This window comes from Streptomyces sp. NBC_01549 (assembly GCF_026339955.1).
Taxonomy (GTDB): Bacteria; Actinomycetota; Actinomycetes; order Streptomycetales; family Streptomycetaceae; genus Streptomyces.
On the sequence record NZ_JAPEPW010000001.1, the window covers coordinates 5,538,279 to 5,560,843 of the forward strand.

Annotated in this window: 25 protein-coding genes and 1 pseudogene; 18 read left to right on the forward strand and 8 right to left on the reverse strand. The window is 70.2% G+C overall.

The window, feature by feature from the left end; all coding sequences use genetic code 11:
- Positions 1-19 precede the first annotated feature (19 nt).
- Together OG819_RS24605 and OG819_RS24610 are read left to right on the forward strand one after the other, a co-directional pair.
- Positions 20-376 (forward strand): hypothetical protein, encoded by a 357-nt coding sequence (locus OG819_RS24605; RefSeq protein WP_266623836.1) that lies wholly within the window; start codon positions 20-22, stop codon positions 374-376.
- A 210-nt stretch (positions 377-586) separates the two neighbouring features.
- A complete protein-coding gene (locus OG819_RS24610) occupies positions 587-1,693 on the forward strand; it encodes an amidohydrolase family protein (protein WP_266415287.1) in 1,107 nt (368 codons plus the stop codon).
- A 27-nt stretch (positions 1,694-1,720) separates the two neighbouring features.
- Here the strand turns inward: OG819_RS24610 and OG819_RS24615 are convergent, their stop codons facing one another.
- The 4 genes from OG819_RS24615 to OG819_RS24630 form a co-directional block, all read right to left on the reverse strand.
- Positions 1,721-2,728: a heme A synthase gene (locus tag OG819_RS24615; protein WP_266623834.1), complete on the reverse strand. Its 1,008-nt coding sequence runs from the start codon at positions 2,726-2,728 to the stop codon at positions 1,721-1,723.
- Between the two features lie 91 nt (positions 2,729-2,819).
- Entirely contained in the window at positions 2,820-3,590 is a 771-nt protein-coding gene (locus OG819_RS24620) for an ABC transporter permease (RefSeq protein WP_266651171.1), read from the reverse strand.
- Entirely contained in the window at positions 3,587-4,510 is a 924-nt protein-coding gene (locus tag OG819_RS24625) for an ABC transporter ATP-binding protein (RefSeq protein ID WP_266623831.1), read from the reverse strand. Before OG819_RS24625 ends, OG819_RS24620 begins: the two co-directional genes overlap by 4 nt.
- A 46-nt stretch (positions 4,511-4,556) precedes the next feature.
- Positions 4,557-5,387, reverse strand: coding sequence for an aminoglycoside N(3)-acetyltransferase (locus OG819_RS24630; protein ID WP_266623830.1), 831 nt, complete (start codon positions 5,385-5,387; stop codon positions 4,557-4,559).
- A 161-nt stretch (positions 5,388-5,548) separates the two neighbouring features.
- Here OG819_RS24630 and OG819_RS24635 point away from each other — a divergent pair, with 161 nt between their 5' ends.
- From OG819_RS24635 to OG819_RS24670, 8 genes are all read left to right on the forward strand, one after another.
- Positions 5,549-6,301 (forward strand): metalloregulator ArsR/SmtB family transcription factor, encoded by a 753-nt coding sequence (locus OG819_RS24635; RefSeq protein WP_266623828.1) that lies wholly within the window; start codon positions 5,549-5,551, stop codon positions 6,299-6,301.
- Positions 6,298-7,722 carry a Fe-S cluster assembly protein SufB gene (gene sufB, locus OG819_RS24640; RefSeq protein ID WP_101405820.1) on the forward strand — a complete coding sequence of 475 codons (1,425 nt, stop codon included), beginning with the start codon at positions 6,298-6,300 and terminating at the stop codon, positions 7,720-7,722. The genes OG819_RS24635 and sufB overlap by 4 nt, the downstream gene beginning before the upstream one ends.
- 91 nt (positions 7,723-7,813) lie before the next feature.
- Complete coding sequence (gene sufD, locus OG819_RS24645) at positions 7,814-8,995, forward strand: Fe-S cluster assembly protein SufD (RefSeq protein WP_266623825.1); 1,182 nt, start codon at positions 7,814-7,816, stop codon at positions 8,993-8,995.
- Positions 8,995-9,324, forward strand: coding sequence for a bifunctional 3-phenylpropionate/cinnamic acid dioxygenase ferredoxin subunit (locus tag OG819_RS24650; protein WP_054235896.1), 330 nt, complete (start codon positions 8,995-8,997; stop codon positions 9,322-9,324). Before sufD ends, OG819_RS24650 begins: the two co-directional genes overlap by 1 nt.
- Positions 9,325-9,331: 7 nt before the next feature.
- Positions 9,332-10,099, forward strand: coding sequence for a Fe-S cluster assembly ATPase SufC (sufC, locus tag OG819_RS24655; RefSeq protein ID WP_266623821.1), 768 nt, complete (start codon positions 9,332-9,334; stop codon positions 10,097-10,099).
- Positions 10,096-11,352: a cysteine desulfurase gene (locus OG819_RS24660; protein WP_266415307.1), complete on the forward strand. Its 1,257-nt coding sequence runs from the start codon at positions 10,096-10,098 to the stop codon at positions 11,350-11,352. The genes sufC and OG819_RS24660 overlap by 4 nt, the downstream gene beginning before the upstream one ends.
- A gap of 15 nt (positions 11,353-11,367) precedes the next feature.
- On the forward strand, positions 11,368-11,832 hold the full coding sequence (gene sufU, locus OG819_RS24665) for a Fe-S cluster assembly sulfur transfer protein SufU (RefSeq protein WP_266623819.1): 465 nt from the start codon (positions 11,368-11,370) through the stop codon (positions 11,830-11,832).
- A complete protein-coding gene (locus OG819_RS24670; RefSeq protein ID WP_266581750.1) occupies positions 11,829-12,182 on the forward strand; it encodes a metal-sulfur cluster assembly factor in 354 nt (117 codons plus the stop codon). Before sufU ends, OG819_RS24670 begins: the two co-directional genes overlap by 4 nt.
- Positions 12,183-12,251: 69 nt before the next feature.
- Here OG819_RS24670 and OG819_RS24675 read toward each other — a convergent pair whose 3' ends face one another.
- On the reverse strand, positions 12,252-13,226 hold the full coding sequence (locus OG819_RS24675; protein ID WP_266651172.1) for an AbfB domain-containing protein: 975 nt from the start codon (positions 13,224-13,226) through the stop codon (positions 12,252-12,254).
- A gap of 436 nt (positions 13,227-13,662) precedes the next feature.
- Here OG819_RS24675 and OG819_RS24680 point away from each other — a divergent pair, with 436 nt between their 5' ends.
- The 6 genes and pseudogenes from OG819_RS24680 to dapD all read left to right on the forward strand — a co-directional run bounded on the left by OG819_RS24680 (position 13,663) and on the right by dapD (position 16,763).
- Positions 13,663-13,941, forward strand: coding sequence for a hypothetical protein (locus OG819_RS24680; protein WP_266623815.1), 279 nt, complete (start codon positions 13,663-13,665; stop codon positions 13,939-13,941).
- A 9-nt stretch (positions 13,942-13,950) separates the two neighbouring features.
- Positions 13,951-14,238, forward strand: a pseudogene (locus OG819_RS59125) (sulfotransferase); the annotation flags it as partial.
- A 214-nt stretch (positions 14,239-14,452) separates the two neighbouring features.
- On the forward strand, positions 14,453-14,641 hold the full coding sequence (locus OG819_RS24685) for a hypothetical protein (RefSeq protein ID WP_266623814.1): 189 nt from the start codon (positions 14,453-14,455) through the stop codon (positions 14,639-14,641).
- Positions 14,642-14,744: 103 nt separating this feature from the next.
- Positions 14,745-15,065 (forward strand): multidrug efflux SMR transporter, encoded by a 321-nt coding sequence (locus OG819_RS24690; protein WP_266651173.1) that lies wholly within the window; start codon positions 14,745-14,747, stop codon positions 15,063-15,065.
- The gene (locus OG819_RS24695) at positions 15,065-15,604 is read left to right on the forward strand and encodes a TetR/AcrR family transcriptional regulator (protein ID WP_266623811.1); all 540 of its coding nucleotides are present in this window, start codon (positions 15,065-15,067) and stop codon (positions 15,602-15,604) included. The genes OG819_RS24690 and OG819_RS24695 overlap by 1 nt, the downstream gene beginning before the upstream one ends.
- A 157-nt stretch (positions 15,605-15,761) precedes the next feature.
- Entirely contained in the window at positions 15,762-16,763 is a 1,002-nt protein-coding gene (dapD, locus tag OG819_RS24700) for a 2,3,4,5-tetrahydropyridine-2,6-dicarboxylate N-succinyltransferase (RefSeq protein ID WP_266623810.1), read from the forward strand.
- 86 nt (positions 16,764-16,849) lie between these two features.
- On the opposite strand, the gene helR is transcribed toward dapD, so the two are convergent.
- The 3 genes from helR to dapA all read right to left on the reverse strand — a co-directional run bounded on the left by helR (position 16,850) and on the right by dapA (position 21,568).
- The gene (gene helR, locus OG819_RS24705; protein WP_266651174.1) at positions 16,850-19,024 is read right to left on the reverse strand and encodes an RNA polymerase recycling motor ATPase HelR; all 2,175 of its coding nucleotides are present in this window, start codon (positions 19,022-19,024) and stop codon (positions 16,850-16,852) included.
- 139 nt (positions 19,025-19,163) lie between these two features.
- Complete coding sequence (locus OG819_RS24710) at positions 19,164-20,399, reverse strand: glycosyltransferase (RefSeq protein ID WP_266651175.1); 1,236 nt, start codon at positions 20,397-20,399, stop codon at positions 19,164-19,166.
- Positions 20,400-20,641: 242 nt separating this feature from the next.
- A complete protein-coding gene (gene dapA, locus OG819_RS24715) occupies positions 20,642-21,568 on the reverse strand; it encodes a 4-hydroxy-tetrahydrodipicolinate synthase (protein WP_266651176.1) in 927 nt (308 codons plus the stop codon).
- 167 nt (positions 21,569-21,735) lie between these two features.
- Here dapA and OG819_RS24720 point away from each other — a divergent pair, with 167 nt between their 5' ends.
- Together OG819_RS24720 and OG819_RS24725 are read left to right on the forward strand one after the other, a co-directional pair.
- Positions 21,736-21,870, forward strand: coding sequence for a hypothetical protein (locus OG819_RS24720; protein ID WP_266415340.1), 135 nt, complete (start codon positions 21,736-21,738; stop codon positions 21,868-21,870).
- Positions 21,867-22,535 carry a hypothetical protein gene (locus OG819_RS24725; protein ID WP_266651177.1) on the forward strand — a complete coding sequence of 223 codons (669 nt, stop codon included), beginning with the start codon at positions 21,867-21,869 and terminating at the stop codon, positions 22,533-22,535. The genes OG819_RS24720 and OG819_RS24725 overlap by 4 nt, the downstream gene beginning before the upstream one ends.
- Positions 22,536-22,565 lie beyond the last annotated feature (30 nt).

The window sequence follows — 22,565 nt, forward strand, 5'->3', positions numbered from 1 at the left end:
CGTCGGTAGCATTTTGGCCATGGCAGACACGCAGCAGGTTGACGAGACCACCGGCGCCGCCCAGGACGTCAAGGCCGAGCGCAAGGCGGCCAAGCTCGCCCAGCGGATCAACGCCTTCGCCAAGGAGCACGGCGGGACCGAGGGGCACGTCGAGTACATCGGGCAGCGCGGCGCCCGGATCGTCCTTGTCGGCGCGGACGGTGGGTGGGGCGACCTGGTGGCGCCCACCTATGCGATCGCCGAAGAGGCCGTGAAGAAGGCCGGCATCACTGTTCACGAGACGTTCGACGGTGAGTTCGCGGCGAAGGTCAAGACGGGGCCGTACGAGTGGAAGAGGATGGCGGGGATCCAGCTGGGGGCGCCGAGTAACGGCTGACAATATCTGTTATCTGTCGCCTGACAGTTGATATCCGTCATCTGCCATCTGTCATTTGTCATCCGACATCCGTCGGCTGTCATTCGTCAGCTGTCATCTGTCGGCTGTCATTCGTCAGCTGTTGGTACGGCTTGCGCTTCACCAACACCTGACGCCCGCCTCACCCGTTAGGACCTGAAGAACGCAACGGTCCAGTCGCGGGGAGTCCGGATGATCGAAACACCATCCCTGGTGGACCAGTACTGCCACGGCGTACTGAGGACGGAGCTGGGCCTCGGCACCTTCGAGGCCCACCTCGCCAGAACCGAGGGCCCCCCGGCCCCCGGCACCACCTTCTTCGACACCCAGACCGGCTTCGCGGTACGCCGCTGGTGCCCGCCCCTGCTCGGTCTGGAACCGCACTGTCCGCCCGCCCGCTATCTGGCCCGGCGCCGTGAACTCGGCGTCCTGGAGTCGGGCCGCAGACTCCTGCGCGGCAGCGGCATCACGACGTATCTCGTCGACACGGGGCTGCCCGGGGATCTGACGGGACCGGGTGAGATGGCCTCGACCGGCGCGGCCCACGCCCATGAGATCGTCCGCCTGGAGCTGCTGGCGGAGCAGGTCGCGGACACCTCCGGCACGGTCGAGTCCTTCCTCGCCAACCTCGCCGAGTCCGTCCACGGAGCCGCCGCGAACGCCGTCGCGTTCACGTCGGTCGCGGGTGGACGGCACGGTCTGGCGCTCGCGCCCGAGCCGCCCGGACCGGGAGAGGTACGGGGCGCGGCCGGGCGCTGGCTCGCGGACCGCCGGGTGGGCGGGGCGCTGAGCGACCCGGTCCTGCTGCGCCACTTGCTGTGGATCGCGGTCGCCTCGGGCCTGCCCCTCCAGCTCCACGCCGGTCTGGGCGAACCCGGTCTGCGCATCGACCGCACCGACCCCGTGCTGCTCACCGACTTCGCCCGTGCCACGGCCGGGCTCGGCACGGACCTCGTCCTTCTGCACGGCTACCCGTACCACCGGCACGCGGCGCACCTCGCCGGGGTCTTCCCGCACGTCTACGCCGACCTGGGTGCCGCGCTGGTGCGTACGGGAGCCCGGGCGGCGGCCGTCCTCTCCGAGATCCTGGAGCTGGCCCCCTTCGGCAAGCTCCTGTTCTCCAGCGGGGCACACGGCCTGCCCGAGCTGCACGTCGTCGGCGCACGTCTGTTCCGCGAGGCGCTCGCCCGGGTGCTGGGTGCCTGGGTCGCCGAGGGAGCCTGGTCGCTGGCGGACGCGCAGCGGGTGGCGGGACTGATCGCGGCGGGGAACGCGCGGCGGGTGTACGGGGTGGAGTGAGCCGGTGCCGGATCCCCTACGAACGGACTACGCGCGCGTGAGCGCCGATTCCGCGGCCGTCCCCGGCAGTTCCGACGCGGCCTGAGGGCGTTCACGCAGCGACAGCAGGACCCGCAGGACGCCGATCCAGACCAGGCAGGCGCCGAACATGTGGAGGCCGACCAGGGCCTCGGGGAGGTCCGTGAAGTACTGGACGTAGCCGATGACACCCTGGCCGAGCAGGATCAGGAACAGGTCGCGGGTGCGGTCGAGCGGGCCCTTGGGGGCGTCGACGGCCTTGAGGACGAACCACAGGGCGAAGGTCAACGTGACCACGATCCAGGCCAGCACGGCGTGCAGCTTGGTGACGGTCTCCCAGTTGACGGCCATGCGTTCGACCTCGCTGGAGTCGCCCGCGTGCGGACCCGCGCCGGTGACCACCGTGCCCACCGCGATCAGCACGACGGAGGCGGCGACCAAACACCACACGAGCTGCTGCACCGCCTTGCCGACCAGCGGGCGCGGCTCGGCGGAGCCCTCGCGGGTGCGCTGCCACATGACCGTGGCCACCGTGATGAGCGCTGTGGAGAGCAGGAAGTGCGCGGCGACCGTGTACGGGTTGAGGCCGACCAGGACGACGATGCCGCCGAGGATCGCGTTGCTCATGACGATCCAGAACTGCGCCCAGCCGAGCCGGGTGAGGTCGCGCCGCCACGGCTTCTGGGAGCGCGCGGCGATGATCGCCCAGCCGACCGCCGCGCACAGCACATAGGTCAGCATGCGGTTGGTGAACTCGATGACTCCGTGGAAGCCCATCGCGCTCGTCGTCGTGAGCGAGTCGTCGGTGCACTTGGGCCAGGTCGGGCAGCCGAGGCCCGAGCCGGTCAGCCGTACGGCGCCGCCGGTGACCACGATGACCACCGACATGACGAGCGCGGCGAGGGCCGCTCGTCGCACCGTCCGGGAGGTCGGGGTCCAGCGTTCGGCGATGAGGGCGAGCGGGTTGCGCGCGAAGGCTACGGCGTCGGCTCGGGTCACGTTGGGCACGGGCCCCATCGTAGGCCGCCGCTTGTGCACCGCTTCACGAGGCCCCCGCACCTACGCAAATCGCCACCTCGGCACGCCTCGGGCGGCGTATTCCCGGGGGTCACTCCCAGCGGAAGAACTTGGCCGCCGCCCCCAGGCCCACGACCGCCCACACGGCCAGGATCCCGAGGTCGCCCCACGGCATGCCCGCCCCGTGCTGGAGCACGTCCCGCAGCCCGTCCGAGAGCGCCGAGATGGGCAGCAGACCGAGCACGTCCTGGGTGCCCGCCGGGAACTTGTCCATCGGGACGATCACGCCGCCGCCCACGAGGAGCAGCAGGAAGACCAGGTTCGCGGCGGCGAGCGTCGCCTCCGCCTTCAGCGTGCCGGCCATCAGCAGGCCCAGGCCCGAGAAGGCGGCCGTGCCCAGGATCAGCAGGAGCACGACGGCGAACGGGTTGCCGTGCGGCGACCAGCCCAGCGAGAAAGCGATCACTGTCAGCAGGACGACCTGGAGGACCTCCGTGACCAGCACGGACGCCGTCTTCGCGGTCATCAGGCCCCAGCGGGGCAGGGGGGAGGCGGCGAGCCGCTTCAGGACCCCGTAGCGCCGCTCGAAGCCGGTGGCGATGGCCTGCCCGGTGAACGCCGTCGACATCACGGCGAGCGCCAGGATGCCGGGGGCCAGGAAGTCGACCGCCTCGCCCCTGCCGGTGTCGATGATGTCGACCGAGCTGAACAGGACCAGCAGAAGCGTCGGGATGATCACCGTGAGGAGGAGCTGCTCGCCGTTGCGGAGCAGCATCTTCGTCTCGAGCGCGGCCTGCGCGCCGATCATCCGGGGCAGCGGGGCCGCCCCCGGCTTCGGGGTGTAGGTACCGGCGGTGGTCATGAACGCAGCTCCTTGCCGGTGAGTTCCAAAAACACGTCTTCCAGGGTGTGGCGTTCGACGGAGATCTTCTCCGGCATCACGCCGTGCTGCGCGCACCAGGAGGTGACCGTCGCCAGCAGTTGCGGATCGACCTTGCCGCCCACCCGGTACGAGCCGGGCGTCAGCTCGGCGGCCGTGCAGTCGGCGGGGAGGGCCTTGAGCAGGGAGCCGACGTCGAGCCCCGGACGGCCGGTGAAGCGCAGGGTGTTCTCGGCGCCGCCGCGGCACAACTGCTCGGGGGAGCCCTGTGCGATGACCTTGCCCGCGTCGATGATCGCGACGTCGTCGGCGAGCTGTTCGGCCTCGTCCATGTAGTGCGTGGTGAGGATGACCGAGACGCCGTCGGCGCGCAGATCGCGGACCAGGTCCCAGGTGGCGCGGCGGGCCTGCGGGTCGAGGCCCGCGGTCGGCTCGTCGAGGAAGACCAGTTGGGGGCGGCCGACCACGGCCATCGCGAGCGCGAGGCGCTGCTGTTGGCCGCCCGAGAGCCGCCGGTAGGTCGTGCGGCCGCAGCTGTCGAGGCCGAGTCGTTCGATGAGCGCGTCCACGTCCAGGGGGCGGGCGTGGAGCTTCGCCACATGGCGGAGCATCTCGTCGGCGCGGGCGCCGGAGTAGACCCCGCCGGACTGGAGCATCACGCCGATGCGGGAGTGCAGTGGCCCGGACTGTCTCACCGGGTCGAGGCCGAGGACGCGTACCGTGCCGGAATCCGGCTTCCGGTACCCCTCGCAGGTCTCGACCGTGGTCGTCTTGCCCGCCCCGTTGGGGCCCAGTACGGCGGTGATGCCCGCCTCGGCCACCAGGTCGAGGCCGTCCACCGCGGTCTTTGTGCCGTACCGCTTCACCAGGGCCTGGACCTGGACCACGGGCTCGCTTCGCATGAGGCGCAAGTCTAGGGAGCCGGTCGGGTGATCGGGTGGGCGGGGTTCAGGAGCCTGTCGTGGGGATGACCCATTCCTCTCGGGGTCGGTGCAGCTCCAGCCAGCGCTCCGCGTACGCCACCGCGTCGGCCACCGGGAAGAGGCGTACGTCGGCAGCGCCCACCCGGCCCCGCACGACGGGGCGGTCCCGCTCGAAGTCGGAGCCCAGCTCGTCGAAGCGGTCGGAGTCGACGGAGACCTCCGTGACGACCTCCCAGCGGGTCGTCCCCCGCGGGGTGCGCGCCGGGCGTCCCACCTCGACGCGCGGGGACGGTATGCGGTATTCGGCCAGGTGGAAGCTGGTACATGTGTCGTAGCCCGCGCCGAGCATGAGCACCCGGGCGCCGAGGGCCTCCAGGCGTGCCAGCGGGCTGCGCTCGCCGAGCCGACAGTCGGGGGCGTGCCCCTCGACGATCTCCGCCGCGCGGGGGCCGAGGGCGGCGAAGGAGGTCTGCGGATGGGCGCTGCGCAGGGCGCCGGGCCAGGTGCGGACGGTCTCCGGGATCACGCCCACCCCGCGGCTGGGCGTCACGAGGGGGTCGTACGCGGGCATTGTCGCCCGAATGGGGGACCACCACTCCTCGGGTACGGGCGGATTGCTCCACAGCGCCGGGTCGGACAGGTCCCCGGACTGGGTGGGGACCACCAGGGTGCCGTCGGGGCCGAGTGCGCCGAGCAGTCCCTGGACGACGGCGACCGGGCCGCCGTTGACCCAGCCGAGGGAACTCAGGGAGGAGTGCGCGAGAAGCGTTTCTCCGGGTTGGACGCCCAGCTCCAGAAGCTGGGCGGCGAGGGTGTCCCGTGTGACGAGTGGGCCGGTCGGAGGGGGTGTCGACATGGTTCCCGAGTCTTGCGGAGACCCGGTCCCGAGGCCAGTGAATTGATCGATCAAAGATCGTTTCCGCAGGTCATCTTAGGTATACCTAAGTGATGCACGGCACCGTCCACCCTCCGGGGTGCGGCTTGTCAGGCTCTGAGGAATTACGCAACAATGGCGTTGTGAAAAACGTTGGCGAGGCTCGGGAGACCCCCACGGGGGCTCCTCAGGAGGAACTCGCGACCGGTGAGCGTTCGACGCGCAACCGTGTCGCGCGGTCCATCCTGGACCACGGCCCGTCGACCGTCGCGGATCTCGCGGGGCGTCTGGGCCTGACCCAGGCCGCCGTACGCCGTCATCTCGACGCGCTGGTCGCCGACGACGTGGTGGAAGCACGGGAACAGCGGGTCTACGGAGCGCGTACGCGCGGCCGGCCCGCCAAGGTGTTCGCCCTGACCGACTGCGGCCGGGACGCCTTCGACCAGTCCTACGACAAGCTCGCCGCGGACGCGATGCGCTGGATCGCGGCGCGTGAGGGCGGGGACGAGGCCGTCGTCGCCTTCGCGCGCGCCCGGATGGCCGCGCAGGCCGAGGCCTATCGTCGGGCCGTCGAGGCCGCCGAGCCGGAGGAGCGCGCCGAAGCCCTGGCCAAGGCCTTGAGTGTGGACGGGTACGCTGCTACAGCGCGTAGCGCACCGGTCGGCGAGCAGCTCTGCCAGCACCACTGCCCGGTCGCTCATGTCGCCGAGCAGTTCCCGCAGCTGTGCGAGGCGGAGACCGAGTTCTTCTCCCAGCTGCTCGGCACCCATGTGCAGCGGCTGGCCACCATCGCCCACGGCGACGGTGTGTGCACCACGTTCATTCCCAAGATTTCCAAGATGTCCGAATCCACCCATAACGCATCTGCAAGTACCGCCGGGAGGAACCCCGCATGACGCTCCCCATCGAGGAGACTGCCCACCCTGAGCTCGAGGGTCTGGGTACGTACGAATACGGCTGGGCCGACTCCGACGTGGCCGGTGCCTCTGCCAAGCGCGGTATCAACGAGGACGTCGTCCGCGACATCTCCGCGAAGAAGAACGAGCCGGAGTGGATGACCAAGCTCCGCCTCAAGGGCCTGCGCCTCTTCGAGAAGAAGCCCATGCCCAACTGGGGCTCGGACCTGTCCGGGATCGACTTCGACAACATCAAGTACTTCGTGCGCTCCACGGAGAAGCAGGCGGAGTCCTGGGAGGACCTGCCCGAGGACATCAAGAACACGTACGACAAGCTCGGCATCCCGGAGGCGGAGAAGCAGCGCCTCGTCGCCGGTGTCGCGGCCCAGTACGAGTCCGAGGTCGTCTACCACCAGATCCGCGAGGACCTGGAGGAGCAGGGCGTCATCTTCCTCGACACCGACACCGCCCTCAAGGAGCACCCGGAGCTCTTCAAGGAGTACTTCGGCACCGTCATCCCGGTCGGCGACAACAAGTTCGCGTCGCTGAACACGGCCGTGTGGTCCGGTGGCTCCTTCATCTACGTGCCGAAGGGCGTGCACGTCGAGATCCCGCTCCAGGCCTACTTCCGTATCAACACGGAGAACATGGGCCAGTTCGAGCGGACGCTGATCATCGTCGACGAGGACGCCTACGTCCACTACGTCGAGGGTTGTACGGCGCCGATCTACAAGTCGGACTCCCTGCACTCCGCGGTGGTCGAGATCATCGTGAAGAAGGGCGCCCGCTGCCGCTACACGACCATCCAGAACTGGTCGAACAACGTCTACAACCTGGTCACCAAGCGCGCCGTGGCGTACGAGGGCGCGACCATGGAGTGGATCGACGGCAACATCGGCTCCAAGGTCACCATGAAGTACCCGGCCGTCTACCTGATGGGCGAGCACGCCAAGGGCGAGACCCTCTCCATCGCCTTCGCGGGCGAGGGCCAGCACCAGGACGCCGGCTCCAAGATGGTCCACATGGCGCCCAACACGTCGTCGAACATCGTGTCGAAGTCCGTGGCGCGTGGTGGCGGTCGTACGTCCTACCGCGGTCTGGTCGAGATCGGCGAGGGCGCCCACGGCTCGAAGTCGAACGTGCTGTGCGACGCGCTGCTCGTCGACACCATCTCCCGCTCCGACACGTACCCGTACGTCGACGTCCGTGAGGACGACGTGTCCATGGGCCACGAGGCGACCGTCTCCAAGGTCTCCGAGGACCAGCTCTTCTACCTGATGAGCCGCGGTCTGACGGAGTTCGAGGCGATGGCGATGATCGTGCGCGGCTTCGTCGAGCCGATCGCCAAGGAACTGCCCATGGAGTACGCGCTTGAACTCAACCGGCTGATCGAGCTGCAGATGGAAGGCGCCGTCGGCTAAGACCCGCCGCCCGGAAAACAGCTGGTGGCCCGCCCCTTCCGGCGGGCCCGATGATCTCAACCGACGCAGGAAAGAGAGCAGACCGACAGCCATGGCTGAGGCTCAGAACATCCCGGTGGGTTCCACCACCGCCGGACAGATCGCGGTGGCCGCCGAGTCGACCGTCGCCACGCGCATGAGCGCGCCCCCGTCCTTCGACGTGGCGGACTTCCCGGTCCCCCACGGCCGCGAGGAGGAGTGGCGGTTCACCCCGCTGGAGCGCCTGCGCGGGCTGCACGACGGGACCGCGGTCGCGACCGGCGACGGCCTGAAGGTCGACGTGGAGGCGCCTGCGGGCGTCGTCGTGGAGACCGTCGGCCGTGACGACGCGCGCCTCGGCCGGGCGGGCACCCCGGTGGACCGCGTGGCCGCCCAGGCGTACTCCGCGTTCGAGAAGGCCGGCGTGATCACCGTCCCCAAGGAGGCGGTGCTCACCGAGCCCATCCGGATCGCGGTGCACGGCGAGGGCGGGGTCGCCTACGGCCACCAGGTCGTGGAGCTCGGAGCCTTCGCCGAGGCCGTCGTCGTCATCGACCACACCGGTGACGCCGTGCTGGCCGCCAACGTCGACTACATCCTGGGCGACGGCGCCAAGCTCACCGTCGTCTCCGTCCAGGACTGGGACGACAAGGCCGTGCACGTGGGCCAGCACAACGCGCTGATCGGCCGGGACGCCACGTTCAAGTCCTTCGTGGTCACCTTCGGCGGCGACCTCGTGCGCCTGCACCCGCGTGTGGCCTACGCCGGCACCGGCGGTGAGGCCGAGCTGTTCGGTCTGTACTTCACGGACGCGGGCCAGCACCAGGAGCACCGTCTGCTGGTCGACCACAACACCCCGCACTGCAAGTCGAACGTCGCCTACAAGGGCGCGCTCCAGGGCGACGGCGCGCACGCGGTGTGGATCGGTGACGTCCTCATCGAGGCCAAGGCCGAGGGTACGGACACGTACGAGATGAACCGCAACCTGGTTCTGACCGACGGTGCCCGCGTCGACTCCGTGCCGAACCTGGAGATCGAGACCGGCGAGATCGTCGGCGCCGGCCACGCCTCCGCGACCGGCCGTTTCGACGACGAGCAGCTCTTCTACCTGATGGCCCGCGGCATCCCCGCCGAGGAGGCCCGCCGACTGGTGGTCCGCGGGTTCTTCGCCGAGCTGGTCCAGCAGATCGGTGTCGACGACATCGAAGAGCGGCTCCTCGTGAAAATCGACGAGGAGCTGGAGGCGTCGGTCTGATGACTGCCTCGTCGACGTTCGTACGCGCCTGCGGGCTGAGCGAGCTGGAGGAGGACACCCCGAAGCGGGTGGAACTCGACGGCACGCCGGTCTCGGTCGTGAAGACCGAGGGGGAGGTGTTCGCGATCAACGACATCTGCTCGCACGCGAACGTCTCGCTCTCCGAGGGCGAGGTGGAGGACTGCCAGATCGAGTGCTGGCTGCACGGCTCCGCGTTCGACCTCCGCACCGGCAAGCCGTCCGGCCTTCCCGCGACGCGCCCCGTCCCCGTATACCCCGTAAAGATCGAAGGGGACGACGTGCTCGTCTCCCTCACCCAGGAGTCCTGAGGAACCCATGGCAACGCTTGAAATCCACGACCTGCACGTCACCGTCGAGGCCGACAACGCCACGAAGGAGATCCTCAAGGGCGTCGACCTGACCGTGAAGCAGGGCGAGACGCACGCCATCATGGGCCCCAACGGCTCCGGCAAGTCGACCCTCGCCTACTCCCTCGCGGGCCACCCGAAGTACACGATCACCGGCGGCACCGTCACCCTCGACGGCGAGGACGTCCTGGAGATGTCCGTCGACGAGCGCGCCCGCGCGGGCCTGTTCCTGGCGATGCAGTACCCGGTCGAGGTCCCCGGTGTGTCGGTCTCCAACTTCCTGCGCACCTCCGCCACGGCTGTCCGCGGCGAGGCCCCCAAGCTGCGCACCTGGGTGAAGGAGGTCAAGGAGACCATGGAGCGCCTCTCCATGGACCCGTCCTTCGCCGAGCGCAACGTCAACGAGGGCTTCTCCGGCGGTGAGAAGAAGCGCCACGAGATCCTTCAGCTGGAACTGCTCAAGCCGAAGATCGCGATCCTCGACGAGACCGACTCCGGCCTGGACGTCGACGCCCTGCGCATCGTCTCCGAGGGCGTCAACCGTGTCCGCGAGACCGGCGAGGTCGGCACCCTGCTGATCACGCACTACACGCGCATCCTGCGCTACATCAAGCCCGACTTCGTCCACGTCTTCTCCGGCGGCAAGATCGTCGAGTCCGGCGGCGCCGAGCTCGCCGACAAGCTGGAGAACGAGGGCTACGAGGCCTACACCACGAAGGGTGGCGTATCCGCGTGACACAGCTGCCGGGCCTCCTCGACACCGAGGCGATCCGCAAGGACTTTCCCATCCTGGACCGTCAGGTCCACGACGGCAGGAAGCTCGTCTACCTGGACAACGCGGCGACTTCGCAGAAGCCGCGCCAGGTGCTCGACGCCCTGAACGAGTACTACGAGCGCTACAACGCCAACGTCCACCGCGGTGTCCATGTGCTCGCCGAGGAGGCCACGGCGCTGTACGAGGGCGCGCGCGACAAGGTCGCCGCGTTCATCAACGCGCCGAGCCGCGACGAGGTGATCTTCACCAAGAACGCCTCCGAGTCGCTCAACCTCGTGGCCAACATGCTCGGCTGGGCCGACGAGCCGTACCGGGTCGACCACGAGACCGAGATCGTCATCACCGAGATGGAGCACCACTCCAACATCGTGCCGTGGCAGCTGCTGGCGCAGCGCACGGGCGCGAAGCTGAAGTGGTTCGGCCTGACCGACGACGGCCGTCTCGACCTGTCGAACATCAACGAGATCATCACCGAGAAGACGAAGATCGTCTCCTTCGTGCTGGTGTCGAACATCCTGGGCACCGTCAACCCGGTCGAGGCGATAGTGCGCCGCGCCCAGGAGGTCGGCGCGCTGGTCTGCATCGACGCCTCGCAGGCCGCCCCGCACATGCCCCTGGACGTTCAGGCCCTCCAGGCCGACTTCGTGGCCTTCACCGGCCACAAGATGTGCGGTCCGACCGGCATCGGCGTCCTCTGGGGCCGCCAGGAGCTGCTGGAGGACCTGCCTCCGTTCCTCGGCGGCGGCGAGATGATCGAGACGGTGTCGATGCACTCGTCGACGTACGCCCCGGCGCCGCACAAGTTCGAGGCGGGCACCCCGCCGATCGCGCAGGCGGTCGGCCTCGGCGCGGCGATCGACTACCTGAACGCGATCGGCATGGACAAGATCCTCGCCCATGAGCACGCGCTCACCGAGTACGCGGTGAAGCGGCTCGGCGAGGTCCCCGACCTGCGGATCATCGGCCCGACCACGGCCGAGGACCGCGGCGCCGCGATCTCGTTCACGCTCGGTGACATCCACCCGCACGACGTGGGCCAGGTCCTGGACGAGCAGGGCATCGCGGTCCGGGTCGGTCACCACTGCGCACGCCCGGTCTGCCTGCGGTACGGAATTCCTGCGACCACGCGAGCGTCGTTCTATCTGTACTCCACGCCGGCCGAGATCGACGCACTGGTGGACGGCCTGGAGCACGTCCGGAACTTCTTCGGCTGAGGGGCTGGCTGAGACGTGAAGCTTGATTCGATGTACCAGGAAGTCATCCTGGACCACTACAAGCACCCCCATGGGCGGGGCTTGCGGGATGGCGATGCCGAGGTGCACCACGTCAACCCGACGTGCGGCGACGAGATCACGCTGCGCGTGAAGTACGACGGCGAGCAGATCGCGGATATCTCGTACGAGGGGCAGGGCTGCTCCATCAGCCAGGCCTCGGCGTCCGTGCTGAACGAGCTCCTGGTCGGCAAGGGCGTGTCCGAGGCGCAGAAGATCCAGGAGACCTTCCTGGAGCTGATGCAGTCCAAGGGCAGGATCGAGCCCGACGACGCGATGGAGGAGGTGCTGGAGGACGCGGTCGCGTTCGCCGGTGTCTCCAAGTACCCGGCCCGGGTCAAGTGCGCCCTCCTGAGCTGGATGGCGTGGAAGGACGCGACGGCCCAGGCTCTGGGCGAGAGCGCCGAGAGGAAGACGGCATGAGCGAGAACACTGTGACATCGGAAGAGGGCCTGACGACGAAGCCGGCCTCGGAGGAAGAACTCCGTGAGGCGCTGTACGACGTCGTCGACCCGGAGCTCGGCATCGACGTCGTCAACCTCGGCCTGATCTACGGCATTCACGTCGACGACGCGAACATCGCGACGATCGACATGACCCTGACGTCCGCGGCCTGCCCGCTCACCGACGTCATCGAGGACCAGGCCAAGTCCGCCACGGACGGCCTCGTCAACGAACTGCGCATCAACTGGGTCTGGATGCCGCCGTGGGGCCCGGACAAGATCACGGACGACGGACGTGAGCAGCTTCGGGCGCTCGGCTTCAACGTCTGAGTCCGCGCACAGCTCCGCACACGTCTGTGGCCCCCGGCAGCTCGCCGGGGGCCACAGTTGTTCCTGAGGTCAGGACCAGCCGTTCACCACGCGGAACGCCGAGTCCGCGCGGAAGAGCTGGCTGTTGTCGTCTCTGTCCAGGCGGAGCTGGAAGTTGCGGTGGCGCAGATAGCGGCCCGGGTAGTTGATCGACTCCAGCATGACGGCGCCCGTGTACGGCGACGTCCGGGGGCAGAAGGTGGCGTCCTTCCGGAAGAGGTCGGAGCCGTCGTTGCGGTCGGCGCGCAGCATGAAGTTGCGGTGACGCAGATAGGCGCCGTCGGGGGTGGTGAAGGAGTAGCAGTCGGCGTTGCCGAGCCCCTCCACCATCTTGAAGCTGGCGTCCCGCTTGGTCGAGCCCGAGCTGCCCGAATCCACCGGGTCGAGTCGTACGAAGCCGTTGCTCAGATGCCAGTAGCGGTCCGGGTAGTTGACCGACTGGAGCGACTTCCGTGAGGAGACCGGCTTGGACTCGGGCGGCTTGCTGGCCGAGGCGGTCTTCGACGGTCCGGTGGGGTCGGGGACGGGCTTGTCGTCGGACCCCTGTTCCGAGGGTTTTGGCGAGGCCGAGTCCGACGCGGTGGAGGTGGTGGTGGAGCCGGCGTGCCGCGGGGAGGACAGGGCGTTCTTGCCGGCCGGGGCCGTGGTGCTGCCCGAGGCGGAGAGGCCGGGCATGAACGGGACGTCCGTGTCGGAGGTGGTGTGGTTCGCCCGGTCCTTCGACGCGGCGTCGCTGTTGCTGTCGAGTACGGCGATCGCGGTCGCCGTGGCGATGAGCACCGCGATCGCGAGTCCGCCGGCCATCCACAGCCGTCGGGTTCCGGGCAACCGGCCCTCGTCCGGGAACTCCCCGGACTCCCAGGGGGCCGGCGGTTCGGTGAAGGGGGGCAGTTCCATCGGATAGGGAGTGCCTTGGGGGGTGGGGCGCCAGGCGGGTTCCTCCGAAGTGGGCGCGGGCTGGTCGGGCCCGGGCTCGGGTTCGGGCTCTGGCGTTGTTTCTGGCATGCGCGTTCCTCCAGCGTCGCCCAAGGCGCACGCGGATTCGTTTACTGGTCTCAGCACAAGAAGGGGGGAGCGCGGACACACGGAACGGCGGTAGCCGTGGAGACCGGGTGCGCGACTTGTGAAACAGTAGTGGACTTGGTGAGTTCTGAGCAGCCGTTTCCCCCACTGATCCCTTGGCCCCACGGGGATTCATGGGGGTTCATGCGAATTCATGGGCGTGGTGGCTTCACATTGCATTCTCAGTGTGATCCAAGTCCGGGCTCATCGGGGTGCGACAGCGTGAGGTCGTGTCTGTTTCTGTACAACTCGCCTCCACACGACCGGTGTTCGTCCTCAGCTGCCCCGCTGCTGCAGTTGATGCTGCACGCGCATCCACGGATCGCCCTGCCGCCCGAAACCCTCCCCCATAGCCTTAAGGGCATGGGGGACCCCCATCGTGCTCCCCGCCTACGAAGGCCGGTTGGCCTTCGGTGATCTGGCGGAGCGCGGCAACCGGGCCGGGCTCGCGCGCTGGATCACCGGCCGCAAGGAGACCCGCTTCCATGAACTCGGGCTGGACGCCGGGCGCGTGGCCGAGCGGATCACCGACGGGCCGCCCACCCTCGGCTCGGGCCTGTCCGGCGGATCAAGTCGGAGGGAAGCGACGGTGCCTTATAAGCACAAGTGGGCGTGCCAAGCCCCGCGTCTCCGGCACGATCCGCCGGACAGGCCCTAGGCTCTCGGCATCGCGCTCCGTGCCTACGCCGAGGAGCACGGCAAGGCGCGCTGGGGCGACAAGCGACCCGCGTACGCCCTGCGCGTGGCGGAGATCCTGCGGCTGTTCCCCGACGCGCAGTTCGTCCACCTCGTACGGGACGGCCGGGACTGCGTCGCCTCGCTGCTCGGGATGCCCTGGTGGCACCGCGGGTTCCACGAGGCCGTGGCCACCTGGGCCCAGGTCATGGACGCCACCCGCAAGTACGCGCGCGAGCTGGGACCGGACAGCTGGTACCAACTGCGCTTCGAGGACCTCTTGGCTGATCCCGAGGGTCAACTCCGCCGCGTGTGCGGGTTCCTGGGCGAGGAGTACGCCCCCGGGATGACCGAGCCGTACCGCGTCGCCGGGATGGCCGTACCCCGCCCGCAAGACCTGGCACCGGCGCACCCACGGCGCGCTGGACACCTCCCGGGCAGGCGCCTGGAGCGCCGGACTGACGACCGATCAGATACGCCTGCGCGAGGCCGCGTTGGGAGAGCGACTGATCTCGTACGGCTACGACCTCGCCGGAGCGGTCCGGCCCGACCCCGCAGAGCTGTTGCGCTACCGGCGGGTGGAGATGCTGCGCCGGGCCGCCCACACCAAGCGGCGGATGCTCGACCGCCTGGCGCGGGTGCGTGAACCCGGACCGTTGGCCTGCCGGCCGGTCGCGGGGTGAGCCGTGAAGTGAGTGAGGAGAAGGGGGCGGGGCGGCGGAGTCGCCGGGGTAGGGCGGGGCTCCTTGTGTACGAGTGTACGCATCGATGCGTACACTCGTACACATGGGGTACGCACTGCTCGCCGGAGCCATCGCCTCCGAGGTGGCCGCCACGACCGCCATGAAGTACAGCGAGGGCTTCAGCAGGCCCTGGCCCTCGCTGGTGACCGTTCTGGGATACGTCATCGCCTTCGTGCTGCTCGCCCAGTGCCTGAAGACGGTTCAGGTCGGCACCGCCTACGCGATCTGGGCCGGCGCCGGGACCGCCGTCATCGCCGCGATCGGCATGGTGTTCCTCGGCGAGGCGCTCAGCCTCACCAAGGTCGCCGGGATACTGCTGATCATCGGCGGGGTCGTGGTGCTGAACCTCGGCGGGGCCCACTGATGGCGGCGCGCCGCTACGACCCCGAGCGGCGACAGCGGATCATCGACGCGGCGATCCGGGTCGTGGGCGCAAGGGGACTCGCCGGGTTGAGCCATCGCACCGTCGCCGCCGAGGCCGATGTGCCGCTCGGCTCCACCACGTACCACTTCAAGACCCTCGACGAACTCATGGTCGCCGCGCTGCGCCAGGCGAACGAGGGGTTCGCCAAGGTGGTCGCCGCGCGCGGCGCCCTGGAGGACCCCCGGGTCGACCTCGCCGGCGAACTCGCCGGGCTGATGGGCGAGTGGCTCGCGGGCGACCGTACGGGGGTGGAGCTGGCGTACGAGCTCTACCTCGCGGCGCTGCGCCGCCCCGTCCTGCGCCCCGTCGCCGCCGAATGGGTCCAGAACCTCACCGAGCCCCTGGCCCGCCGCACCGACCCCGTCACCGCGAGGGCACTGGTCGCACTGGTGGACGGGATCTGTCTGCAGGTGCTGCTGACGGGGGCGACGTACGACGAGGGGTATGCGCGGGAGGTGTTGGGCCGGATGATCGGCTGAGGAGCAGCCGTGGCAGGTGCCCGGTGAGCAGGGTGTGCGGGGCGGGAGGGCGGCCTCCTGCCAGGCGGCTCGCAGGGGGGCGTGCGGGGCGCCCGGCACGTGAGACGGCGCGTGTACCGGTTCGCTCGTGCGCCCCGGGCCGCGTTAGGTTTCACCCATGACCGACACGACTGCTACTCGCACCACCGGCGCCGTCGCCGCCGGCCTCGCCACCCTCACGGCCGACGGCACCGTCCTCGACACCTGGTTCCCCGCGCCCGAACTGTCCGCCACGCAGGCCGAGGGCCTCGGCCCGGCCGGCACCGAGCGGCTGTCCGCCGAGCGTGCCGTGGAGCTGCTCGGTGCCGGCGCCGCCAAAGCCATCGGGCCCGACGCCCGCCGGGGCGTCGAAGTGGTCGCGGTCCGTACGGTCATCGCCTCGCTGGACGACAAGCCGATCGACGCGTACGACACCTACCTGCGCCTGCACCTGCTCTCGCACCGCCTGGTGAAGCCGCACGGCCAGAGCCTGGACGGCATCTTCGGTCACCTCGCCAACGTCGCCTGGACCTCACTCGGCCCGGTCGCCGTGGACGACGTCGAGAAGGCGCGCCTCAACGCCCGCGCCGAGGGCCTGCACCTCCAGGTGACGTCCATCGACAAGTTCCCGCGCATGACGGACTACGTCGCCCCCAAGGGCGTCCGGATCGCCGACGCCGACCGCGTCCGCCTCGGCGCGCACCTCGCCGAGGGCACCACCGTCATGCATGAGGGCTTCGTGAACTTCAACGCGGGCACGCTCGGTACGTCGATGGTCGAGGGCCGCATCTCGGCCGGCGTCGTGGTCGGCGACGGCTCCGACATCGGCGGCGGCGCCTCCACCATGGGCACCCTGTCCGGCGGCGGCAACGTCCGCATCACCATCGGCGAGCGCTGCCTGATCGGCGCCGAGGCGGGCGTAGGTATCGCCCTCGGCGACGAGTGCGTGGTCGAGGCGGGCCTGTACGTCACCGCGGGCACCCGCGTCACCATGCCCGACGGGCAGATCGTCAAGGCCCGTGAGCTGTCCGGGGCGTCGAACATCCTCTTCCGGCGCAACTCGATCACCGGCACGGTCGAGGCGCGGCCGAACAACGCGGTATGGGGCGGCCTGAACGAGGTTCTGCACGCTCACAACTGAGGAGTTCGTCCGAGGCCGGTCGAGGCCGCGGGCCGCACGTGGCTGGTCGCGCACCACCCCACGCCTCTGAGGGGCGCGGGGTGGTGTCAGGAGCTCGTCAGGATGACGAGTCGCTGGGTCGCCCGGGTCATCGCGACATAGCGGTCGACCGCTCCTTCGACGCCGCTGCCGAACGCCTCCGGGTCGATGAGGACGACCAGGTCGAACTCGAGCCCCTTCGACAGTTCCGGCGTTAGCGACCGCACGCGGGACGTCGTCCGGAATGTGGGATCACCGATGACGCAGGCGATCCCGTCGGCATGCGCGGCGAGCCAGGTGTCGAGGACCGAGCTCAGGTCCGCGACAGATCCGTGTACGACGGGGACGCCGCCGCTGCGGATGGACGTCGGCACATTGGCGTCCGGGAGCACGGCCCGGATGACCGGCTCGGCTTCCGCCATGACTTCCTCCGGCGTGCGGTAGTTGACGCTCAGGGAAGCCAGGTCGATCCGGTCGAGCCCGACCCGCTCCAGCCGTTCCCGCCACGACTCCGTGAACCCGTGTCTGGCCTGGGCGCGGTCCCCGACGATGGTGAAGCTCCGGGACGGACACCGGAGCAGCAGCATCTGCCACTCCGCGTCGGTCAGTTCCTGGGCCTCGTCCACGACGACATGCGCGAACGGACCGGCGAGCAGGTCGGGTTCGGGGCCGGACAGCGCGCTCTCGTCGACCAGGGTGTCCCGCAGATCCTGTCCGTGCAACATCCCCAACGCGCCCTCGCTCTCGTCGATCACGACGTTCTGCAGCAGGCCGTCGATGACGTCGGCCCTGCGTGCGCGTTCGACGGCGACGGCGGCTTTGTTCCGACGCTCGCGCCGCGCCGCCTCCGGGTCGCCGAGCCGCTGCCGTGCCGCGTCCAGGAGCGGCAGGTCGGACACCGTCCAGGCCTGGGGGTCCTCGCGCTGCAGCCGCGACACGTCGTCGGGGCCGAGCCAGGGAGCGCACATCCGCAGGTAGGCGGGTACCGACCAGAGGTCCGAGACGAGGTCGGCCGCTTCGAGCAGCGGCCACGCGCGGTTGAAGGCCGTGAGCAGCTCCCTGTTCTGCAGCAGTGACCTGCGAAGCAGCTCGGGCGAGACGTCGCCGTCCTGGGCCGAGGCGTCGCCGTCGTGCTTGTCCATCAGGATCGTGAGCAGCTCCTCCCAGACCTGGTCGCGCGCCTCGTTGTGCGGAATACCGGGTTCCGCCGCTTCGAACGCCACGGCCCAGTCGTCGGCGCTCAGCCGGATGTCGGACCAGTGGGTCGTGACCGTCATCGCCTTCCTGGGCGGTTCCTCGTAGAACCTGACGGCCGACTCGATCGCCTTCACCAGGTCCGCGGATGACTTCAGCAGGGCCACCTCCGGGTCGGCCTCGACCGCCGCCGCGGCTCCCTCGGCGACGAGGTCCCGCAGGGTGCAGGTCTGCACGCCCTCCTCCCCGAGGCTGGGGAGGACATCGGCGACGTAGGCCAGGTAGGGCCGGTGCGGACCGACGAACAGCACGCCGCCCCGACGGTGACCGAGGCGGGGGTCGGAGTGGAGGAGGTAGGCGGAGCGGTGCAGGGCGACGACGGTCTTGCCCGTGCCCGGACCGCCGTCGACGACGAGCGCGCCACGGGATCCCGCGCGGATGATGGCGTCCTGGTCGGCCTGGATGGTGCCGAGCACGTCGCGCATCCGGCCCGAACGGTTGCTGCCCAGACTGGCGACGAAGGCGGACTGGTCGTCGAGCGCGGCGTGCCCGGCGAATCCGTCCGGGGTGAACACCTCGTCCCAGTAGTCGCCGATCCGGCCGTGGGTCCAGCGATACCTGCGGCGGCTCGCCAGCCCCATCGGGTTGGTGTGGGTGGCTCCGAAGAACGGCTCGGCCGCGGGGGAGCGCCAGTCGAGCAGCAGCCGACGTCCCGTGCTGTCCGTGAGGCCGAGTCGCCCGACGTACACGGGCTCCGCGCCGTCCGCGCCGACCATGCGTCCCAGGCACAGGTCCAGGCCGAAGCGACGCAGCGCGCGTAGGCGAGCGGTCAGCCGGTGGATCTCGATGTCCCGGTCCATCGCTTGTTGGCCGAGGCCGCCGGGCGCCCTGCGCGCGGCGTCGAGGCGGTCGGTCAGCTCGGCGATCGACTGCTCCAGGCACTCCGCGACGGCCGCGAAGTGCTGCTCGTCGCCGGCGATCAGCGCCGGGTCGGCCTTGGGGGAGAGACGGTCGGGAAGGTCGAACGCGCTGGTGGTCAGGGGGTTCACGTCGTTGGCTCCGCATGTTTCCGAAGGTGAGGTCGCTCGTGACCCTTGCGCGCGGCAAGGCGTCCGGACCGGCGTGTGCGGGTTCTCGTGGTCGGGGTCCTGGCCGGCGCCGCAACAGGCGACGTACGCCCCGTGTGGTTCACGTGGACGCGGGCGGCCTTTCCCCGCTGACCGCGTCGAGCAGCAGCTTGGCGGCCACCGTCGTACCGTCGGCGCGGACCGTGGCGGCCACGTCGGTCGCTCGTGCGCGGGTCTCGGGGGCCAGGGCCGTCCTGAGCGCGGCCGACAGGGACTCGAAGGTCGGAGTCGGACCGTCGTGTGCCGCGCCGACGCCCAGGTCGGCCACCCGGCCGGCCCAGTACGGCTGGTCCGTCGCCTGGGGTACCACCACCTGGGGCGCGCCGGCCCGGGCGGCCGTCGTCGTGGTGCCCGCGCCGCCGTGGTGCACGACGGCGGCCACCCGGCCGAACAGTGCCTGCTGATTGACCTCGCCGACGACGAAGCAGTCGTCCCGGTCGTCGATCAGGGCCAGGTCGGCCCAGCCGCGGGCCACGACCGCGCGGCGGCCCTGCGCGCGGATCGCCCCGATCGCCACCCGGGCGACGTCCGTCGAGGTGTGCATGGGCATGCTGCCGAAGCCCACGTACACCGGTGGTGCGTCGGCCTCCAGATACGCCACAAGCTCGTCCGGGAGGGGGCGTTCGTCCGGCAGGATCCACGCGCCGGTCTGCACGACGTCGAGGTCCGCAGGCTCCCGCCACGGGTCCAGGACCGGGTCCGTCGCCAGCCACGGTCGGTCGCCGATGACGTAGTCGCGGACGTTGTCCACCGGTGGTAGGCCGATGGACGCGCGGCTCGTGTTGAGCGCCGCGCCGAACAGCGCGTCGACGCTCCGGGCGTCCAGGTCCCACAGCATCCTGGGGTCGGTCACCTCCGGCGGGAACGGCCGGCCCGGATACGCCAGCGGCGGGTGGTGCGGCGACGGCAGGGTGAGCTGCTGGAAGGTCACGGACACGGAGCGGATGCCCAGCTTCTCGGCCACCGACCGCGCGCCGGCCGCGGCCGGCATCACGCCGGTCGCCACCAGCACATCGCATCCCTCGGCCGCCGCGGTGACCACGTCGACCTGGTCGGCGATCAACTCGGCCGCACGCCGGGGCAGGTCGGCCGGCGACGGCGCCGCGGTCGTCAGCGCGCGCGCCGACCGGCCGATCGGCACCAACGGCACGCCGACACCGGCCAGCCGCCGCGCGAAGTCCTCGTCCGGCGGCGCGCACACCCGCACCTCCGCGCCGAGTTCCCGCAACCGCACCGCGAGTCCCGCCAGCGGTTCGACGTCCCCGCGCGACCCATACGTCGACAACAACACACGCACCAGCGACTCCCGATTTCCGCGGATTCCGGCCTCGGCCGGAGATTCTGCGGCATGACCGGGGCCTTGCCGCAAGCCCCCCGGTGCGCTATAAGTTGAGAGTGGCAAGGAGTAGGTAACCTCCTTGCCTTCGCCTTTTTCCGTCCGCTCTGGACGGACAACCTCGCGAGGTGCCGCTGAGCGGTTTCCGCGGCGGCAAGGACGGCGCCTCCGGGCGCTGGGCACCGGTCTTCGCGGGGCGCTGATCAGGCGGCCGCCAACTCCTCGTACGCCGCCAGGAGTCCGTCGGTCACCTCCCGGCCGGCGGGCCGCAGCGGCGCGCGGACCGGGCCCGCGGGCAGACCGAGCCGGCCGAGCAGGGCCTTCGCGGTGACTGTGCCGGGCAGTCCCGACGACATCATGGACTCGACGAGCGGGATGGTGCGTTGCTGCCGGCGGGCCGCCTCCGCCGTGTCCCCCGCCTCGAACGCGTAGAGGATCGCGCGGAAGGGGCCCGGGGCCGCGTTCGCCACCGTGCTGATGTAGCCGGTCCCCCCGACGGCCCGCAGCGCGAGCACCTGCTCGTCGCAGCCCGCGTAGTACGCCAACTCCGTGCGGGCCAGCACCTTCTGGGTGCCGAGGAGGTCGTACGCGCAGTCCTTGACGGCCACGATCCGGGGGTGCTCGGCGAGCCGGATCAGGGTGTCGGGTTCGATGCGGGTGCCGGTGCGGCCGGGAATGTCGTACAGCGTGAGCGGCAGTCCGGTGGCGTCGGCGATCTCCCGGAAGTGGGCCTCGACGGCGTCCTGCGGAGGCCTGCTGTAGTACGGCGTCACGACCAACAGACCGTCCGCGCCCGCCTTTTCGGCCGCCAGGGACAGTTCGACGGTGTGGCGTGTGTCGGCGGTGCCGACGCCCGCGACGATCGCGGCCCGGTCGCCGACCGCCTCGCGCACGGCGCGTACGAGCGCGGACTTCTCGGCGTCCGTCGTGGTCGGGGACTCGCCCGTGGTGCCGGACAGGACCAGACCGTCGCAGCCCGCGCGGACCAGCCGGTCGGCGAGCAGCCCCGCCCCGTCGAGGTCGAGCGCGCCTGCCTCGGTGAAGGGCGTGACCATCGCACAGAGCGCGCGACCGAAGGGCGGAGCGGGGGGAGGGGTGGGGAGAGAGGCGGAGGCGGCTGAGGTCTTCATGCGAGTAGTCTCGACACCCGCACTGTGAAGCTCCACTTAATTCTTCTACGAGATAAAGCGAAGCATTACTACCAGGTGACCGCTTTCCCGAGGCCCTGATGCCAACCCGGCCCCTCATGGGTCACCATGGCGAGGACGGAAGTCGACGGCAGATCGCGGGAGGCGTCATGAGGCTGGGCAAGGCACTCGCCACCGGAGTCGCGGAAGAGCGGACGCGCGCGGACGAAGACAATCTCCAACTTCCCGAGGAGGCCGAGGAGTTGGAGGCGTCCGTGCCTGAAGAGGTCCCGGTCGCCCGATGAGGCTGCGGCTCCCCGAGGAACGCCCGACGGAGCCGCCGACCGGATACAAGATCGCCCGCCCGGTGCTGTCCCAGGACGGCACCCGGGCCGGGTTCACCGGTGTCTCACTTGGCGGCGCGCTGCCGTACGGAGTGCTGGACGAGGCGCGTTGCGTCTACGGGCTGCGGCACCGGGCGCCGCACCGCCGCTGCGACTGCGGCTTCCACTGCGTGCACGACCCGGCCACGGCCGAGGCCATGCTGTGCACCGCCGAGCACCGGGCGGCCGTCCTCCTGGAGGTCTCCGTCCTCGGCGCCTACATCCGCTTCGAGCAGGGCTTCCGGTACGCCCGGCAGCGGGTGCGGACCGCGACGGTCGGTCCCTGTGCGTGCGGAGCGGTGGCCGCCGCGCTCGCGGACGCGGGCTGGGGGCGACCCGGCTGGCGCGGTCTCGCGGCGACCTGTGCGGGCTGCGTACGCGGTCGTACGGCCCTGTCGTTGGCGGGATTCGCGCGACTGGCCGGTGACGGGCTGCGGGTCCGCGCCGGGGGCGGGGTCGTGGCCGGGGATCTGCCCGCCGGGCTCGGGGTGTCCGAACTCGTCGCCGAGGCGGCACTGTTGCAGGCCCGGCTGGACTGGTTCCAGACCCAGCTGGCACGTCTCGACGAGCGTGGTCCGCAGGGCTGACGCGCGGCAGTCGATGAGTCCTCACGGCAG